Origin of the sequence: Paenibacillus gyeongsangnamensis (assembly GCF_027533625.1) — a bacterium.
In the GTDB taxonomy this organism is placed as follows: Bacteria; Bacillota; Bacilli; order Paenibacillales; family NBRC-103111; genus Paenibacillus_G; species Paenibacillus_G gyeongsangnamensis.
This window is the reverse complement of the sequence record NZ_JAQAGZ010000005.1, coordinates 19764-36892: the sequence shown is the minus strand read 5'-3', so window position 1 is coordinate 36892 and position 17129 is coordinate 19764. Positions and strand designations below refer to the sequence as shown.

Sequence of the window (17129 nt, the reverse complement as noted above, 5' to 3'; positions counted from 1 at the left end):
CTTCGCCTCTTAGATGTGACTTAAAGCAACAACCAACTGCACCTCGGCGTTTACGGCGTTTATGACCTTTACAGATAAATGATGGAACAGACAGCATAGCATTTCCGATTCGGGTACTGATCATGCGATTTTGGCACTTTCCCCCACATCCACACGAACATGACATCCTGATACACCTTCCCATCAAATTGGATTATGGTGTATCGTATGTGATAACTTGTTCAAGTGCATGGATAAGTATCATATGAGAGTGCCCAAATGGGAATCTGATAATTTCTTGGTTCAACTTGAAATCTTCGATTAGCTCATTGATTTTTGTCATAAAAAATACTCCCCTCTATTGCTCAAAACAACGCAATAAAAGAGAGTAATTTTTTGCACTCTATTGTAGCAGGTGTACGCGGATTTACAATATCGTCAACGCCAGAAGCCCTTCTGTATCAAGGATTTCGAGCGTTTCATGACATTAAATATTTCCAACCTATTCCCACTCAATCGTTGCCGGCGGCTTCGACGTCACGTCGTACACGATCCGGTTGACGTTCTCCACCTCGTTGACGATCCGAACCGAGATTTTCTCCAGCACATCCCAAGGAATGCGCGCCCAGTCCGCGGTCATGCCGTCGATCGAGGTCACCGCGCGAATACCTACAGTGTAGGAATACGTCCGGGCATCGCCCATGACGCCGACGCTCTTCATGTTCGGCAGCGCGGTGAAATATTGCCAAATCTCGCGGTCAAGCCCCGCTTTGGCAATCTCCTCGCGAAGGATGGCATCGGAATCGCGAACGATTTTCAGCTTGTCCTCCGTCACTTCGCCCAGAACGCGAATCGCGAGCCCCGGACCCGGGAACGGCTGGCGCCAAACGATCTCCGCAGGCAGACCGCACTCTTCGCCCACCTTGCGCACCTCGTCCTTGAACAGCGCCTTCAGCGGCTCGACGAGCTCGAACTTCATGTCCTCCGGCAGACCGCCCACGTTATGATGGGACTTGATCGTATGCGCCGTAGCCGTACCGCTCTCAACGATATCCGTATACAGCGTGCCTTGCGCCAGGAAGGCGAAATCGTCGAACTTCACGGACTCTTCCTCGAACACGCGGATGAACTCGTTGCCGATAATTTTGCGCTTCTGCTCGGGATCGTCCACGCCGGCCAGCTTGCCGAGGAACCGCTCGCGGGCGTCGATCTTGACCACCTTCATGTCGAACTTGCCGACGAACGTCTCCATTACGCTCTCAGCTTCGCCCTTACGCAGAAGACCATGGTCGATGAACATGCAGGTCAGCTGGTCGCCGATCGCCTTGTGAATCAGAATCGCCACAACCGAGGAATCGACGCCGCCGCTCAGCGCGCACAGGACCTTCTTGTCCCCAACCTGAGCGCGGATATCGCGAATCGTGTCCTCGATGAACGACTCCATGCTCCAGGTGCCTTCGCAGCCGCACACATGGTACAGGAAGTTCTTGATCATTTCGTTGCCGTAAACGGAATGGCGCACCTCCGGATGGAACTGCACCGCGTACATCCGCTTCTCCGGATGGCTCATCGCCGCTACCGGAGCGTGCTCCGTGCTTGCGTCCAGAATGAAGCCGGCCGGCAGCTGAACGACGTGATCGCCGTGGCTCATCCAAACGGTCTGCTTCTTGTCCAGACCATGCACCAGGCTGCAAGCGTCGGTGAAGTCCACCTCCGCCTTGCCGTATTCGCGCTTGGCGGCCGCTTCCACCTTCCCTTCCAGCTGATGGGCCATCAGCTGCATGCCGTAGCAGATGCCGAGAATCGGCACGCCCAGTTCGTACACGGCCGGGTCGACCAGCGGCGATGCTTCTCCGTACACGCTGGACGGGCCGCCCGAGAACACGATGCCCTTCGGCTGCAGCGCCTTCAGCTTCTCCACCGGTGTATTGTAAGGAAGCAGCTCGCTGTACACACCCAAATCGCGGATCCGGCGCGCGATCAGCTGGTTGTATTGCCCTCCGAAATCCAGCACAACGATTATTTCATTCGGTTTTTCCATGAGATTTCATTTTCCTCCTGCCTTATTCGGTCCAATCAATGAACTATATTATAAGCTTCCGCAGGGCAAAGGGCAATGTTTTGTTCCCGCCGGACGGGCTTGGGAAAAGATGGTTTGCCGGGACCTGTGACAAAAACGCCGAAGTGCCCTGCACGGGGCAGGACTTCTTCAAAGAGCGGTTTACTTAACCGCCGACGGCTTGACTCCCTCCGGGATCGGATTGACGTAAGGCGCGCCGCCGAGCCGTTCCTTCAGCTCCGCCTTGGCCTGTTCGATCAGCTGCGGATTCTGCATCGCCTTGGCGGCGGTCGCAGCCATCACCTTGCCGGCATGGAGCATCCCCTTATGCCCGATCGAATGAGCGCCGAGCGTCACCCACTGCCAGCTGTGCGCCGGAGAGCCGACGGCGAAGCAGGCCGTCATGCATTGCGCGGTCGGCGCGATCCAGCTTACATCGCCGACATCCGAGGAGCCGGGCATGCTGCCCGGAATCTCCCGGTACGGCAGGAGCACGTCCGAGATCGCCTTGTCTTTCTGAGCAGGTGCGAACCGGACAAGGTTGCTCCCGTTCCGTTCCTCCGGGGTGAGCGTTTCGCGGATTCGGGCCGCAAGCGCCAGCTCCTCTTTATCATGAGCCGGAATGCCGAGCTCCGTGAAGCATTCATGCATAACGGTTTCGAGCGTCCGGTTGGGAATCAGATTAGAGCACGCCTTATCGAATACGATGCTCACCTCGGTTCCCGTCATGAGCGCGGCGCCTCTGGCGATATTGCATACCCGTTCATAAAGCTCGCTCACCTGAGAAATCTTTGGCGCCCGGATCAAATAGAGCGACTCCGCTTCGCCCTGGACGACGTTCGGGGAGTGACCGCCGCTGTTCGTTACGGCGTAATGAACCCGCGCCTCGGGAATCATATGCTCCCGAAGGTAATTGACCCCTACGTTCATCAGCTCCACGGCATCGAGCGCGCTCCGGCCGAGATGCGGGCTTGCCGCCGCATGCGACGTGCGGCCCTTGAACTTGAAATAAACCTGGAAGTTCGCCAGCATCGAGACGGACAACACGATGTTCAGATCGCCCGGGTGCCAGCAAAGGGCAAAATCGACGTCGTCGAATATCCCTTCGCGAGCCATGAACGTTTTGCCGGAGCCGCCCTCTTCGCCGGGACAGCCGTAATACCTTACCGTGCCTGGGATGCCGTTCTCCTCCATGTATTGCTTTAATGCTATCGCGGCCGCCAGCGACCCGGTACCCAGAAGGTTGTGCCCGCAGCCGTGGCCGTTGCCGCCGGCTTGGACAGGCTCCTGAACGGAAGCGCCTTTGACCTGGCTCAGACCGGACAGCGCATCGTATTCGCCCAGAATCGCAACGATCGGCCCTCCGCTGCCGCAGCTGCCTACGAAGGCGGTCTCCATTCCGGCCAGGCCCTTTGTGACGGTAAAGCCCTCTTGCTCCAGCGTTTCGCATAATAGCGCCGCGGACTGAAACTCCTCGAACCGGGTTTCAGCAAAGCCCCACAGCCGGTCGCTCACGCCGATCAGCAGGTCCCGTTTATTTTCTATCAGCTCGGCAATACGCTCTACATCCACCATAACATCCAGCATAAAATCTACCTTCTTTCTGTTTACGAATCGATAAGAAACGATAATTTAGATGATCAATGATTAATTCAATAAAACTATAACGCCACTTCCGCATCGGACATGGAGCCCGGCTCCGCCTCTGCCGATTTTCCCTTCGTACGAAGCGCCAGGGATACAAGGAACGGAATGAACATGCCTACGATCATCACCCAAAAGGCCGCCTGATACGAACCGTTAAAGCGGTGAATCATAAACCCCATTAAGGAAGGAGCGATGATGCCGGCCGTCTGCCCGCCGAAATAAATGCAGCCGGTAGCCGACCCGACCGTGTCTTTGGAGATATACTTGAGCGGCAAGGTTAATGCCGGAGTGACGACCAGAACGGAGCCGATCGTGCTGAGGCATTGATAGAAAATGACAAGTCCGACGGTCGACGCCTGAAACATCAAATAGATGCAAATACAGGACAAGAGGGCGCCGATCATGACGAGCAGCTTCTCCCGGCCGACCAGCGCTTTTTTATCCAGCAGCCAACCGGTTAGCAGGACGCCCGCAAACCCAACCAGCGCCGGAATGGAAGAAAGCGCTCCCATAGATACCATGCTTAAATGCCGCACCTTCACCAAATACGACGGCATCTAGGAATTCATTCCCCAGGTCACGAGGCTGGCTCCGAAATAAATCGCCGTCAGCTGCCAAACAAGCGGAATGGTCAGCAATTGCTTCAAGGGCACTTTGCTTTTATGAGCCTTCGGCTCGGCTGCCTTCTCATCCGAACCCGCCGGCTTTAGGAAAAAGAACAGGATGATGCATAGAACGACGCCGAGCGCTCCAAGAACGAAAAACATGTTCCGCCACCCGAACGAGGAGATCAAGGAAGCGGCAACGAGCGATCCGAGCATGCTTCCGAGCGTCGTAGCCGAGGTCAGCACGGATTTGGCCCGGGCTCTTTGCTTATAGGGAAACGATTCGGCTACCGCCACCGTGCTAGCCGAAGGGTAGCTTCCCTCCCCGATGCCGAACAGAAAGCGCACGACGAGCAGCGAGACGAAGGACCACGCCCACCCGCTGACGACCGTAAACAAGGACCAGAACAACGCGGAAATCAAGATCACCTTACGCGAGCCGAAGCGGTCCGAAAGCCAGCCGCCCACCGGCTGCATCATAGCATAACTCAGAAAAAAGCTGCTTAAAATAAGCCCGATCTGAGATTCGTTTAAACCGAACTCCTTCGCGAGCGGAATGCTCGCCACATTAATCGCTACTTTGTCGAAGTAATTGACAATCCACGTGATGCATAGCAGCCCCAAAACCACATACTTGCTGTAACCTGCTGCCGAACGGGTATTCATGGGCATTCCTCCAAGCAATGAGGTGTACATCGCCGTTCATACGGCCCTGCCGTGCGCATCGGAATTTATGGACATATTTTGGACGATGTCTTAAATTAATAATAGTACGGTTTGCCGGATTGTGCAATCCTTTGTTCACATTTTCCTAATAAATCGGATTTCAGTATAATGGAGATAAGCAGCAAAAGATCGGGGGCCTTATATCATCTTGATACGATTGGGTGTCATTATCGCGGAGCAATCGCTGCCGAAGCTTCAAGCCGTCCAAGGGGAGCTGGGCAAGAGCGAGCTGATTCTGCTGACGTATTCCCGGCTGGAGGAAACGAAAGCTTTATATACGGAGCATTGCCATCGGGTTGACGGAATGATTATGACCGAGCTCAGCTACCGTTATTTGGAGCTGCAATGGGGCGGCTTTCCGGTCCCCACCTATGCCTACCACATCCATGAGGACGATTTCTACAAAATCTTGTTTCAAATCAGCTTGAAGCGGCCGAATCTCGATTTTTCCCGCGTGTTCATTGATTTCATCTACGATGAGAACGGATATTTGGGACTGAAAGAGGTGCTGGGGCCGGCGAGCTTCCCTCAAACTAAGCAGCTGCCGGAAATCCGGGAGGACTTCTACGATACGGCGCTGGAGCATCACGTTTCCTTGTGGAGGCGGGGAGCCATCGACTACTCCATCACCAGGGTCGGCAACATCGTTCCCCAGCTGGAGGAGCTCGGCATCCCGCACTTGTATTTATTCCCGTCGCAGAAATCGCTGGTCCAGCAGTTCGAGCACATCGCTACCGAAATCGAAGTGCTGAAGCTGGCCGACAATCAGATTGCCGTCGGGCATCTCTCCATTCACGGCCTGGACAAGGAGCCGCCCGGCATCAACGACCTCGAGCTGAAGCTCATGCTGCTGCACAAGGCGCTGCTGGAGTTCACGGTGGAGGCCAAGGTGCCGTTTATTATTCAAAAAGCGGGCAACAGCTTCGAGCTCATCAGCTCCGCCAAGGATTTGCGCGCCATCACGGATGGCTTCACCCGCTGCTCGCTGACGGCTTTTCTGCACGGGAGCGTTCCTTTCACCGTCGATATCGGCTGGGGCACGGGAGATACGATGTACAAGGCACGGACGAACGCCCAGTCGGCGAGCCGGCAGTCCTCGGCCAGCACGATGCACGGCACGTTCGTCATTCAAATGAACGGCCAGGTGATCGGCCCTCTCGGCGAAGAAAGCTGCCTGGATTACCGGAACGAGGTCAGCCCGCAGCTGCAGCTCCTGCACGAAACGACGGGCATCTCAACGCTGCAGCTGCAGAAGATCGTAGCGGTGCTCGCCAAGACCGAGCGGTCTGAAATTACGGCGGAGGAGCTCGCTTACCATCTGGGCGTCACGATCCGAAGCGCCAACCGCATTCTGAATCAGCTGGAGGAGAAAGGAGTCGCTGAGGTTACTTACGTGAAACAGGAAAAGCTGCGGGGCAGACCGAAAAAGATTTACCGGATTCAACTCGGACCCCAGGCGCCAGGATAAACGGCCACGCCGTCCTTGTCTTACAAGGACCAGCGCGTTTACCAAGGTTGATGCGAAGCTATAAGTTATGAAAACTTATAAATTCTTATTAACTAAAAAAGAAGCCAGTAAGCCGTCCTCCCGGAGGAGAACGGTTTACTGGCTTCTCGCTTGCTTGAGGCGCCGCCAGGCTTCCTCAAGCACCCGGCGGGAAGGGCCGGCGGTGCCGGCCGGATCCGCGTACCGGAGCGCTTCAAGGAGCCTCGCCAGCTGCTGGAGCGCCTCCAGCTGGGCCGCGCTCCGGCAGGCGCGGCTCGCCGCGTACTCGCGGAGCGTCTGATCCGGCCGGGCCCGCCCGTAGCGCCGCTGCACACGCTGCCAGAGCCGGTCGCTCCGGCGCAGCAGATCGGACCGCCGCAAGTCCCGCGGCTTCCCGACAGCCGGGTCGGCGGCTTCGGGCAGAGGCGGCACACACAGCTTGCGGGTCATCCACAGGAGCATAAACCCGAGCGCAAGATGAACGGTTGTCCACAGGGATAACCGGAGCTGCTCCGCGGAGGGGACTGTGGATAATAATCCGCGGACCCATGCCAAACCGGCGGAAGGGGTGGCTTCAGCCAGAGAGCGCGACGCTTCCGCGATGCGGGAGCCAAGCTGGCCCGCCTGCTGAAGCAGAGGCCAGACGGCTTGCCCCACTTGCGCGGACTTGCTCTGAGCTTCCGCCGTCTTGACCGCGGCAGGGGTCCGCGCCGCGTCCGCGCTTCCTCCTGCGAAGCCCGGGGTCGGCTCGAACGGAACCCAGCCGGCCGCGGGAAGGTACACTTCCGCCCAGGAGTGCGCGTCTCTTTGCCGGACCTGCACCGTATAGCGCGGCTCCCCGTCGCTATACTCCGTGGCGACTAGCTCGCCCGGGGCGAAGCCCTTTACCCAACGGGCGGGCACCCCTGCGGACCGGAGCAGCACCACCATCGCGCTTGAGAAATAGTCGCAGTACCCCGCCCGCTGCTCGAATAAGAAGTAGTCGACCAAATCCTGCTGCGGGCCGGGCGGAAGAACGTCCTCCATCGTATACGCATAATTGGACCGGAGGTACGCTTCGATCGCCTCCGCTTTGGCCAGATCGGCGGACTTGCCCTCGGTAATATTCGCCGCAAGCTCCCGAACCCGCTGAGGGAGGCCTTCCGGCAGCTGCAGAAACGTGTCCCTTATTTCCGGAGGGACGAGGGTATCCGTCACTTGACGTCCGAGGTTATCCCGGTCCGGGATAACCTCGGACGTCAGCTTGTACCACGCGAGCGGGTCGCTCATCGCAGGCAGTCCGATCCGGTCCGCTTCCGGCTGCTTCCACAGCCACTCGGAAGGGACGATGCCCCCCTGAACCGAGCGCATTCCCTCTACCGAAACGATCTCCCCTCCGGCGAACAGCAGCCGGTTGACGGACGGATTTTGTACGGTAATTTCTTGGGACACCCGGGCGGTCCACGGCGGCTCTTCCCCGGACGGGGCCTTCATCGCAGCCTGCCCGACATTCTGAATCTGCCCGGTATCCGGCTGCGTCCATCCGCGTCCGGTATACCGGCTCTTGGCTTCGCCCCGCCAATAGGTGAGCCGGGAGGTTACCGCACTGAAGACCGGACGGTCGCTCGGCTTCAGCGGATATCCCAGCTGCGTATCGTCGGTGCCGTAGCCGGTCTCCGCCCAGGAGGCCTCGCGGGAATCCGCCGTCAGCTGCACCCCCTGGAACCGCTGAAGCCATTCGTCGACATACCGCTGCCATTCCAGCGGCTTGGCGGGTGCGGGATGCGCCATGGCTCCGAGCAGACCCGTCAGCATCCCGGCGCTTACAAGCAGCAGCGGCAGGAGGACCGGCATCCGGACCCGGCGCATCGCTTCCTGCTCGGGGACGAGTTCGCCCCCTTGGGCATCCAGACGCCATCGTTCCCGACGGCCCGCCTGCAGCAGCGCCTGAAGCCAGAAGCCCGCCCCCGCGGTCCTCAGGACGGCTGCCCACAAATCCACCTCGAATACGGATTGCATCACCAGCAAATATGCCAGCGTCATGAAAGTAAACCAAAGCACCGTCCGCCGTTCCAGCACGAAGGACTGCACGACGGAGATAAAGAACGCCCAACCGGACAAGAACAGCAGCGTCCGTGTGGCAGGCTGCCAGTTCTCCAGATGTCCGTGCAGCCCGTCGGCCGCATCCTGCAGGAGCGACCGGCTCCAATCGGCCCACCATCCCGCTGCCGGGATAGCTTGCCCGTTGTGAAGCCAGGCCGTGACCGCCACGATAGAGAACAGCTTCAGCGGCCACGCGGTCCAGCTCCGCATCCGGAACGTATCCATGAAGAGGAGCAGGGCGAACATGACGACAAACGGCGTGATCGAATACAGCTCGGTCACGTTCGAAAGGCGCTGCAGCGGGTACAGCCATTCCAGCAGCTGCAGACCCAGCAGGGCGCTGAGGAACGCGTCCGCGAGCCAGTTATTCCGTGCCGGTTGCGGCATGGCCGGCACCCCCTTGCCCTGCGGCGTAGCTTCCCGCCGCCAGCACCGTCACCCGGCAGCCGATCGCCTCGAGCTGCCGCTTCCAGTCGTGCACAGCGTCCGGGAGCGCTCCCGCGCCGCCGTGCACGTACACGACCCGCGCGGCGCCCCGGGGCAGCGCGCGGAGCACCGCCGGCAGCTGCGCGTCGGCGCGCGCCGTCACCAGGGCCGCCGCCGCGGCGCCCGATTGCCGGAACTCGCGCAGCGCGAGCTCGGCGAACGCTTCGGGGCGCGCCCCGCCGTAAGGCACGCCGGCCAAGAGCTGCAGCAGCTCCGGCAGGCGCGCGCGCCCCTGCGCGTCCAGCGCGCTCCCTTGCCCGTCACTGACGGCAAGGCGCACCCGCAGGCCCAGCTCCAGCGCGCGCTGGGCCAGCCCTGCCGCGGCCTCCGCCGCCACATCGGCGCCGGCCGCGTCCAAACAAACGAGCTGCAGCCCGGCGGCGGGCAGCTCGGTTTCCACCGCGCGCAGCTCGCCAGTGCGCGCGCTGGAGCGCCAGTGGATCCGGCGAAGCGGATCCCCGGGCGCATACGGCCTCGTGCCGCACACCTGCGGCACGTCGGCCCAGCCCGGCGGCCGTGCCGCCGAACGCGGACCTGACGGTCCCGCGCCCGGCTCCGCCGCCAGCTTCCACGGCCGGGGCAGCACGTACAGCTGCCCCGCGCCCCCTCTTCTGCAGGTGACCGGCAGAAGCGAGAACCCGTCGCCCGCGCGCACCGTCAGCGCAGCCACGCGGTAAATCCCGCGGCGCAGGCCCGGCAGCTGCAGCGCGAGCTCCCAGCCGAAGCCGCTAGTCCAGCTCTCGCGCAGCAGCAGCCGTTCGCCGCTGCCGAGATGCTGGAGCTCGGCCTCCACCGTGAGCCACACGCCCGGCAGCCAGCGGAGAGCGTCCGGACCTTCAAGCCGGAAGCAGAGCGTATACGGTTCGCCCGCATACCACCGCAAGCTCGCCTCTGCCGGCTGCACAAGCCGGAGCCGCCCCCGCAGCAGCCAAAAGACGGCGATCGCATACCCTCCCCATAAGCTGAAGGCCGACGCGAGAAACCAAGCCGTCCTTCCGCCATGCATCCAAGCGGCATACCAGACGCCGGTAAGAAGACACAGCAGTCCGGTCCATCGAAACCAGGCACCCATCGCGAGGCTCCTCCGTTTACCCGGCCGCCGTCCGCCGGACGGGCACCGGGGTCGCCGATACGAGCGATGCTACAACGGTCTCGGTCTGCCGGCCCGCCAGCTGTGCGGCGGGATTCAGCAGCAGCCGGTGGGCCAGCACCGGGACAGCCAGCGCTTTGACGTCATCCGGGATGACGAAGCTTCGGCCCGACAGCAGCGCCTGAGCCTGCGCGGCGCGCATCAAGGCGATCGTCGCCCGGGGGCTGGCGCCCAGCGCCACCTCGGGATGCTGCCGGGTCGTCGAGGTCAGCTGCACGATGTACTGCTTCATCGTTTCGTCTACATGGACGGAACGGGCCGCCTTTTGCAGGTGGACAAATTCCTCCTTCAGCAGCACGGTCCGCACCTGCGCCAGCGGGAACGTCTCTTCCATCCGATTCAGCATTTCGATTTCATCGCGCACCTCGGGATAGCCCAGGCGCAGCTTGAGCAGGAACCGGTCCAGCTGCGCTTCCGGCAGCGGGAACGTTCCTTCGAAATCGGCCGGATTTTGCGTGGCCAGAATGAAGAACGGCTCCGGCAGCGGATACGTCGTCCCGTCCACCGTAATGCGCTTCTCCTCCATCGCTTCGAGCATCGCCGCCTGCGTCCGTGGCGAAGTCCGGTTCAGCTCGTCGGCCAGCACGATATGCGCCAGCAGCGGTCCCGGCCGGAAATCAAACTCCCCGGTCCGCTGGTTATATACCGACACGCCGGTTAAATCCGAAGGCAGAAGGTCCGGCGTACACTGAATCCGCTTAAAGCTCCCGTCCACCGTGCGCGCCAGTGCGCGGACGAGCATCGTTTTGCCGACGCCCGGCACATCCTCCAGCAGCACGTGCCCTCCGCACAGCATGGCGACGAGCAGCTTCGTAATGACCTCGCGCTTCCCTACAATCACCTTTTCCACCTGAAATACAATGCGTTCCAGAACGGCCTGCGGCTGATCTTGACCTGATGAGGACAATGACATGATGAATAACCTCCCTGTACCGAATCACGAGCTCCGGGACAATCCCTCCCGCTCGTACTCTATGATTCTAGTATGGACGGTTTTTATAGAGTTTAGACGCCTTCCCGCCGGAGCGGGATCAGGCCGCCGGCCCAGCTGAAGCCGCCATGAAGCGTGGTGGCGATTCTCGCGGTACCGTCGGCTCCGGGGGCCTCATACGAGAGAATACTGCCTCCCGTCAGCTCCAGACTGCGGCGCAGCGGCACATACAGCACGCCGTTACGGAGCTCCATCTCGGGTAACGATACCGTGGCAGCCGGTTGAGCCGCAGGGTTCGCCGGATCCGCCCCGCGATATACCCGCAGCGTGAGCCGGCTCAAATCATAATCCACCCGGGTGATGCCGTAGCGTACGATTGCGGTCCGTTTCTCCCCGTCCCAATCGACGGTTCCGCCCATCGCTTCGGTCAGCTGGCGCAGCGGCAGCGAGAAATACCCGTTTCGGAACACATAGCCGTCCCGGCTTAGCAATAGCTTACGCTCCCCGAGTTCGATCTCCAGACGCTCCGGTCCCGGAGGCTCGGCTGCGGCCACGGCGGTCTTCGGGGCTTCCACGGCTTCCTCCGCTACAAGCTTATCCCCCCACTCATCTTCGCGCTCAAGGGAAGCGTCCCATTGGCTTGTGAAGGCGCTCCAGCTCACCGATCGCCCCCATTTCGACTTGCCCACGCTGAATTGGACAGGCTTCACCTCCGTGCTCAGCGAAGCGAAAGCGTACCCTTTTTCCTTAAACCAGCGGATCACCTCCGGGAGTGCTTTCACCGATTCATCATGGCCGGTTCCGTCGTGCATCAGGACAATATGCTCCCACCGGTAAGGGGTGTTTTGTATCGCCCGGATGATTTCCTGCGCCTTGACGCCGGGGCGGGTGGCATCCCCGCTGTCTACATTCCAGTCCACCACTTCATAACCCGCCTGTTCAAGATAGTAGAAGTAGAACGAATCGAAATTGCCGGCCGTGCCGCCCGGCGCCCTTATGAGCCGGGGTGCGATTCCGGTCGTTTCCGAGATGATGCCGTCCGTCTTCCGGATCTGGCTCCAGAAATTGCCAAAGCCCGAATAAAGCTGCTCGTAGACGTGGTTATAGCTGTGATTTCCGATAGCATGGCCTTCCTTGACGATCCGCTCCGCCGTGCGGGGATACGCCTCCACTTGATTGCCCAGCACGAAGAAGGTCGCCTTAACCCCTTCCTCCTTTAAAATGTCGAGCACCTTCGGCGTCAGCTTACTCGGCCCGTCATCGAACGTCAAATAAACGGTAGGCTGTTCCGGCTTGACGTAGCTTTTGCCGGAATCGACCCGTTTGCCAGCCTTGAGCTGGTTGTACGCGGCTTCGGCCTCCGTCTCTCCGTCGGCCTTGGCGATTCCCTGGATCAGCCCCGCCGGGAACAGCAAGAGGAGCACCAGCAGCCAAATTCTTATTGCGATTCCCCGCTGCGTTGAATCATTGTTGTGCCGGTACGTCATATCCCAATCCCTCCGCATAATCTATCAATTGATAAGTTCTAATAGAATATATGGAGAGGCCGGGCATTGTATGATAGGCGCAGAAAAAAAGAGCAAGCCCTTCCGGGGCCTGCTCTTCTCGTATGCGGAACGGTCAGTCGCCTGCCGCTACATGGCCTTGATTGCGGCGGATCAAATGAACCGCCTCATCGTAGTCTTCCTCCCGCACCGTCACGCTAAGGGAATAGCGGAGCGTTCTGTCTTCCACGCCGTCTCCGCTCTGGTCGTTCGCTTCCGCATCGAGGAAACGAAGACCGAAAAAGGCCCCTGCGGTGGAAGCATCGCCGGAGGCGGCGCCGGTCCCGCTGGCCCCCGCTACGTAAACGCCGGACGGCTCCGCCCCGGCGATCGCAAATGGATACAGCAGCGGCGTATCACGGTCCAAGGTGTCCGGCAGGACACCGATCTCGATCCGCTCCACCGGGTAGGCTTGAAGCTTGATACGTACGTCCTCCGCCTCATTCTCGGTATAGAAATAAGCTTGAATAGTTTGGCTCACGGCATAACACTCCTTTATCGGCTTGGAATGGGCTTCACACCTCATTACCCTGTCTTGCCCTAGCCTACTCAACGGAAGAAATGCGTATACCGCGTAGTTCAACATATTTCAGGGAGCCGGGACCTGAATAAACTAGAATTTGCCGTCGAGGTCTGCCAACATGAGGACGGAGCACTTTTTTGCAGTACGCCAAAAAGCAGCATTCGGATATCCGATCGCCGCTCTTTTACACTTATACCACCGGCCAACGAACCGACTCTCAGCCCTGGGCCTTCACGGCTTCGAGCACGGCCTCCACATGGCCTTTGATGCGTACTTTACGCCACTCCTTCAGCAGCCGTCCCTGCTCGTCAATCAAGAAGGTGGAGCGCACCACGCCCATATATTCCTTGCCGTACAGCTTCTTGAGCTGCCACACCCCGAATAATTCGCACACCCGGTGCTCCGGGTCGGACAGCAGCAGGAAAGGAAGCTCGTGCTTCGCAATGAACTTGCCGTGAGCCTTCAGTTCGTCCGGACTAATCCCGATAACCTCCGTACCCAGCTCGGCAAATTGTCCGTTATAATCCCGAAAAGCGCACGCCTGTTCGGTACAGGTCGGCGTCATATCGGCCGGATAGAAATAAATGACCACCTTCTTGCCGCGAAACTGATGCAGCGATACATCGGAGCCGCTGCTGGCCGGGAGGGTAAAATCCGGGACGGGCTGTCCCACCTCCAGCGCTGCGGCCGCTGCTTGATCCGTCATATGCAGTCCACTCCTTCACCAATTTTCTTTTATCTTTATCCAAAAAATACACAGCTTAATGCAGCAAGGCCAGACTTCCTGTAGGAAGCCCAGCCCGCCCGTCTGCCAGCCTCAACCTGTCATTCCGGCTTATCCTTCACCTGCTTAAACGCTTCTGCCGCTTGCGTCCACTTGGCCGCAGCTTCCGGGCTTTCCGGCAGCGCTTTGTCGCTCTTGACCGACCCAGCCAAGGCAAACAGCAATTGCTCCGGCATGATGGCTTCGTTATCGTTGTTCGCGGTAACCGCGACAATCATCTTCAGCCCCGGTACTATGAATATCCGCTGTCCGCCGGAGCCCGCCGCAAAATACACCTCTTGCTTCCACTGGGCGGACGCCGTATCGGGAGCGAGCTGCTTCATCCACCAGTAATAACCGTATCCGCCCTGCGTGCCGTCATTGAACTTCTGCGGCGCACGCTTTTCCCAGGAAGCGTCGATCCACTGCTCAGGCACGACCGCGCGGCCGTCCCATACCCCGTGGTTCATGTAAAGAAAGCCGAGCTTGGCCATATCCCGCGGAGTCAGCATCAGGGACCAGGCGCCAATGGAGTACCCTTGCGGGTCCTTCTTCCAATCGGACGCCGTAATGCCCAGCGGCTCGAACAAGCGGGGCTTCGCATAATCGTACAGCGTCTGGCCGGTGGCCTTCTGCATAATGCCCGACATGAGATGCGCATCGCCGTTGCTATAATGAAATACCGTTCCCGGCTCCGCCCTGGAAGGCTTGCTGAGAATATACTTCATCCAATCTGGCGAGCCCATCAGCTCCAGCGACGACTGCTCTCCGTTATTGTTCCAGTCGAGGCCCGAGGCCATATAGAGCAGATGCTCCACTGTCATGTTCGCTTTCTTGGGGTCGCTCGCGATTTCCGGAAAATAATCCGAGACCTTCTGGTTCAGGTCCTTCAGCTTCTTTTCTGCGACCGCCATACCGACTAAAGAGGATGTAACGCTCTTCGTAGCCGAATGCAGCTCTTGGATGGTATCCGCCTGGTACCCGCTGCTGTAAGCTTCGGCCACCAAATAGCCGTTGCGGACAACGACCACGCTATGTAAATTATGGTCCTTGTACGATTGCAGCGCTTCCGCCAGCGTCTCCGAATCCATGCCCTGCGCTTCAGGCGACGTCGTCTTCCACCCGGCAGTCGGCCAATAGTCCGGCTTCGCCGCATCGGTAAACGCAGGAGCCTGCTTCGAAGGCTGCCCTGCCGCTGACGGAGGGGCAGCCTGTTGCTTGGCACAGGCCGCTAACGATAGTGCAAGAACCAAGCTGCACAGCAGCAGCACGCTTCTTTTCATCCCCGGATTCAACCTGATTCCTCCTGCCCTTATCTTTCTATCTTCATATGATGTAACCATAAATTCCGCCATAAGTAAAGTTTTCCCAAACCAAGCGAAAGCCACCCCCGATGACCGGAGGCGGCATGCCGCTTAAGCTTGCTTATTTGTTATGAATGAAATCCTGGAGCGTTGATGTCAGCTGGTCCTTCAGCTTCGCGATCAATTGGTCCTCGGTGATGCCTTTATCCTTCGCGATATCCGCAAGCTTCTTGCCGTCTTGATTCACGGCTTTGTCGAACTCCTCGCCGGTCATGCCCAGAATATTCGCAAGATCGGCGGAGCTTACGCTTTTCTGGATAGTGAAATCCTCGCTTGCTCCCAGCTGTACGGCGTGGTCCTTATAGCCGGGCGTATCGAATGCGGTTTTCACGTACTGGGTGATCTGCGTATTCAGCTGATTCGCTTCATCGGAAGTAATCACCGACTCGTTCAGCGCATTGGTGACCTTTTGCTCCAGCTGCTGGACGATCTGATTCGTGACGTCGGCACGATTTGCCCCTTGGGCCGATACGATGTCCGACAAGGTTTTACCGCTGCCGAGCTGATCGTTGATATCACTGTCTTCCATGTCCAGAATCGAAGACGTCTGCAATACGATCGTGCCAAGGTCCGGACTTACCCGCTGATTCAGCGGTATGGACGTGTTGGGCGCCGGCATCTCGACCGCACCGTCATCATCCGCATAAGCCCTCGGCGTCACTACGCCGCCGAAGCTGCCGAATAGCAGCGCTGCCGCTACCGTACCCGCCATTACAGTTCCAGTCCATTTTTTCATTACCATTCTCTCCACCTCTATCCGAATTTTACGAAGGTCTGCCGGTTGCTTGTTCCTGCAGGCGCCTTCTGTATGTAATCGATTTACAATTTGAAGTATAAACGCGATTTGTTAATTAATTGTAACGGCAACCTTAGCCGGAGATAAAAGAATGCTGAAATCCAGATTAAAAAATGGGACTTTTAGGAAGATTTTCGGAATGACCGCATAGCAAAAAGCCCCCGCTCCCGAGAGGAGCGAGGGAATGGCCGGAACGGCTTAGGAGCCTGCGCCGCGGTACAGCTTCACGCCGTAGTTCCAAACGGACAGCCCGACGAAGAGGAAGACCATTCCGACGACGGGAGTCAGGAGCGCGAAGGCCCCCCAATTCGCACGGTCCAGGAAATACGCCGCAGGGTAGAAGCCGACAAAACCGAAAGGCAATATCCACGTCAGCAGAATGCTGAGAATCCGGTTGTAGATGGTCACCGGATACCGTCCGTAGTTCTGCAGATTCCACAGCAGAGGCAGAATGCCTGTAGGCGAATCGGAGAAGAACGACAGCGCCGTGAAGAAAATATAGATGCCGCCGTAGATCATGATCGATCCCAGCACCAAGAGCACAAACACAATCGGATCGTACCACGTGAGTCCAAGGCCCAACTGCGACCAGGAGTAGACCATAATGACGAAGCCGGTCAGGGCGCTGAACAGCGACGAAGGGTCCATATTTTCCAACATGAGCTGGATCAGGTTATAGGCGGGCCGCGTCAGGATGCGGTCCATTTCCCCTTTGACGATATAGCGCTCGGTAAAGCCCCACAGGTTAAAAAAAGTAATAAACAAGCCGTAAGGCACCATAAAATAGCCGTAAATGAACAGAATCTGATGCTGGTTCCAATCGCCGATCGAGGCCGTGTGGAGGAATACGACCAGCAGGAAGAACAGATTCAGCCCGTTGAACAAGAGGTCGGACAATACCTCCATCCAGAAGTCGGAGCGATAGGTAAGCCGCGTTTTCATGTAATTTTTCAAATAATCGACAAGCAGTCCCGCATAGAACATGACG

General features: G+C 58.8%; 15 protein-coding genes. 1 reads left to right on the top strand and 14 read right to left on the bottom strand.

The window, feature by feature from the left end:
• Window positions 1-481: 481 nt before the first annotated feature.
• From guaA to O9H85_RS08840, 4 genes are all read right to left on the bottom strand, one after another.
• Window positions 482-2020: a glutamine-hydrolyzing GMP synthase gene (gene guaA, locus O9H85_RS08855; protein WP_269880975.1), complete on the bottom strand. Its 1539-nt coding sequence runs from the start codon at window positions 2018-2020 to the stop codon at window positions 482-484.
• Between the two features lie 180 nt (window positions 2021-2200).
• Entirely contained in the window at window positions 2201-3625 is a 1425-nt protein-coding gene (locus tag O9H85_RS08850) for a M20 family metallopeptidase (RefSeq protein ID WP_409348119.1), read from the bottom strand.
• Window positions 3626-3699: 74 nt separating this feature from the next.
• Window positions 3700-4242, bottom strand: a complete 543-nt coding sequence (locus O9H85_RS08845) for an MFS transporter (RefSeq protein WP_333474179.1) — start codon at window positions 4240-4242, stop codon at window positions 3700-3702.
• On the bottom strand, window positions 4243-4956 hold the full coding sequence (locus tag O9H85_RS08840; protein WP_333474178.1) for an MFS transporter: 714 nt from the start codon (window positions 4954-4956) through the stop codon (window positions 4243-4245). It lies immediately after the preceding gene.
• 208 nt (window positions 4957-5164) lie between these two features.
• Between O9H85_RS08840 and O9H85_RS08835 the strand changes: the two genes are divergently transcribed.
• Window positions 5165-6484 (top strand): helix-turn-helix domain-containing protein, encoded by a 1320-nt coding sequence (locus O9H85_RS08835; protein ID WP_269880974.1) that lies wholly within the window; start codon window positions 5165-5167, stop codon window positions 6482-6484.
• Between the two features lie 135 nt (window positions 6485-6619).
• Here the strand turns inward: O9H85_RS08835 and O9H85_RS08830 are convergent, their stop codons facing one another.
• The 10 genes from O9H85_RS08830 to O9H85_RS08785 all read right to left on the bottom strand — a co-directional run bounded on the left by O9H85_RS08830 (window position 6620) and on the right by O9H85_RS08785 (window position 17125).
• Window positions 6620-8971: a DUF4129 domain-containing transglutaminase family protein gene (locus O9H85_RS08830; RefSeq protein WP_269880973.1), complete on the bottom strand. Its 2352-nt coding sequence runs from the start codon at window positions 8969-8971 to the stop codon at window positions 6620-6622.
• Complete coding sequence (locus O9H85_RS08825; RefSeq protein ID WP_269880971.1) at window positions 8949-9863, bottom strand: DUF58 domain-containing protein; 915 nt, start codon at window positions 9861-9863, stop codon at window positions 8949-8951. The genes O9H85_RS08830 and O9H85_RS08825 overlap by 23 nt, the downstream gene beginning before the upstream one ends.
• Window positions 9864-9906: 43 nt before the next feature.
• Complete coding sequence (locus tag O9H85_RS08820) at window positions 9907-10125, bottom strand: hypothetical protein (RefSeq protein ID WP_269880970.1); 219 nt, start codon at window positions 10123-10125, stop codon at window positions 9907-9909.
• Between the two features lie 33 nt (window positions 10126-10158).
• Window positions 10159-11133, bottom strand: coding sequence for an AAA family ATPase (locus tag O9H85_RS08815; protein WP_269880969.1), 975 nt, complete (start codon window positions 11131-11133; stop codon window positions 10159-10161).
• A 92-nt stretch (window positions 11134-11225) separates the two neighbouring features.
• Window positions 11226-12638, bottom strand: a complete 1413-nt coding sequence (locus O9H85_RS08810) for a polysaccharide deacetylase (RefSeq protein WP_269880968.1) — start codon at window positions 12636-12638, stop codon at window positions 11226-11228.
• Between the two features lie 133 nt (window positions 12639-12771).
• Window positions 12772-13176 (bottom strand): hypothetical protein, encoded by a 405-nt coding sequence (locus tag O9H85_RS08805; protein ID WP_269880967.1) that lies wholly within the window; start codon window positions 13174-13176, stop codon window positions 12772-12774.
• A 259-nt stretch (window positions 13177-13435) separates the two neighbouring features.
• Window positions 13436-13924 (bottom strand): thioredoxin-dependent thiol peroxidase, encoded by a 489-nt coding sequence (gene bcp, locus O9H85_RS08800; protein ID WP_269880966.1) that lies wholly within the window; start codon window positions 13922-13924, stop codon window positions 13436-13438.
• A gap of 119 nt (window positions 13925-14043) precedes the next feature.
• Complete coding sequence (locus O9H85_RS08795; protein ID WP_269880965.1) at window positions 14044-15276, bottom strand: serine hydrolase domain-containing protein; 1233 nt, start codon at window positions 15274-15276, stop codon at window positions 14044-14046.
• 130 nt (window positions 15277-15406) lie between these two features.
• Window positions 15407-16081 carry a hypothetical protein gene (locus tag O9H85_RS08790; RefSeq protein WP_269880964.1) on the bottom strand — a complete coding sequence of 225 codons (675 nt, stop codon included), beginning with the start codon at window positions 16079-16081 and terminating at the stop codon, window positions 15407-15409.
• A 258-nt stretch (window positions 16082-16339) separates the two neighbouring features.
• Window positions 16340-17125: an ABC transporter permease gene (locus O9H85_RS08785; protein WP_269880963.1), complete on the bottom strand. Its 786-nt coding sequence runs from the start codon at window positions 17123-17125 to the stop codon at window positions 16340-16342.
• Window positions 17126-17129: the final 4 nt, after the last annotated feature.

Coding starts and splice junctions, on each gene's coding strand:
- guaA (WP_269880975.1), bottom strand. CDS start 2,020: ATGGAAAAACCGAATGAAATAATCGTTGTGCTGGATTTCGGAGGGCAA.
- O9H85_RS08850 (WP_409348119.1), bottom strand. CDS start 3,625: ATGCTGGATGTTATGGTGGATGTAGAGCGTATTGCCGAGCTGATAGAA.
- O9H85_RS08845 (WP_333474179.1), bottom strand. CDS start 4,242: ATGCCGTCGTATTTGGTGAAGGTGCGGCATTTAAGCATGGTATCTATG.
- O9H85_RS08840 (WP_333474178.1), bottom strand. CDS start 4,956: ATGAATACCCGTTCGGCAGCAGGTTACAGCAAGTATGTGGTTTTGGGG.
- O9H85_RS08830 (WP_269880973.1), bottom strand. CDS start 8,971: ATGCCGCAACCGGCACGGAATAACTGGCTCGCGGACGCGTTCCTCAGC.
- O9H85_RS08820 (WP_269880970.1), bottom strand. CDS start 10,125: ATGGACCGGACTGCTGTGTCTTCTTACCGGCGTCTGGTATGCCGCTTG.
- O9H85_RS08815 (WP_269880969.1), bottom strand. CDS start 11,133: ATGTCATTGTCCTCATCAGGTCAAGATCAGCCGCAGGCCGTTCTGGAA.
- O9H85_RS08810 (WP_269880968.1), bottom strand. CDS start 12,638: ATGACGTACCGGCACAACAATGATTCAACGCAGCGGGGAATCGCAATA.
- bcp (WP_269880966.1), bottom strand. CDS start 13,924: ATGACGGATCAAGCAGCGGCCGCAGCGCTGGAGGTGGGACAGCCCGTC.
- O9H85_RS08790 (WP_269880964.1), bottom strand. CDS start 16,081: ATGAAAAAATGGACTGGAACTGTAATGGCGGGTACGGTAGCGGCAGCG.
- O9H85_RS08785 (WP_269880963.1), bottom strand. CDS start 17,125: ATGTTCTATGCGGGACTGCTTGTCGATTATTTGAAAAATTACATGAAA.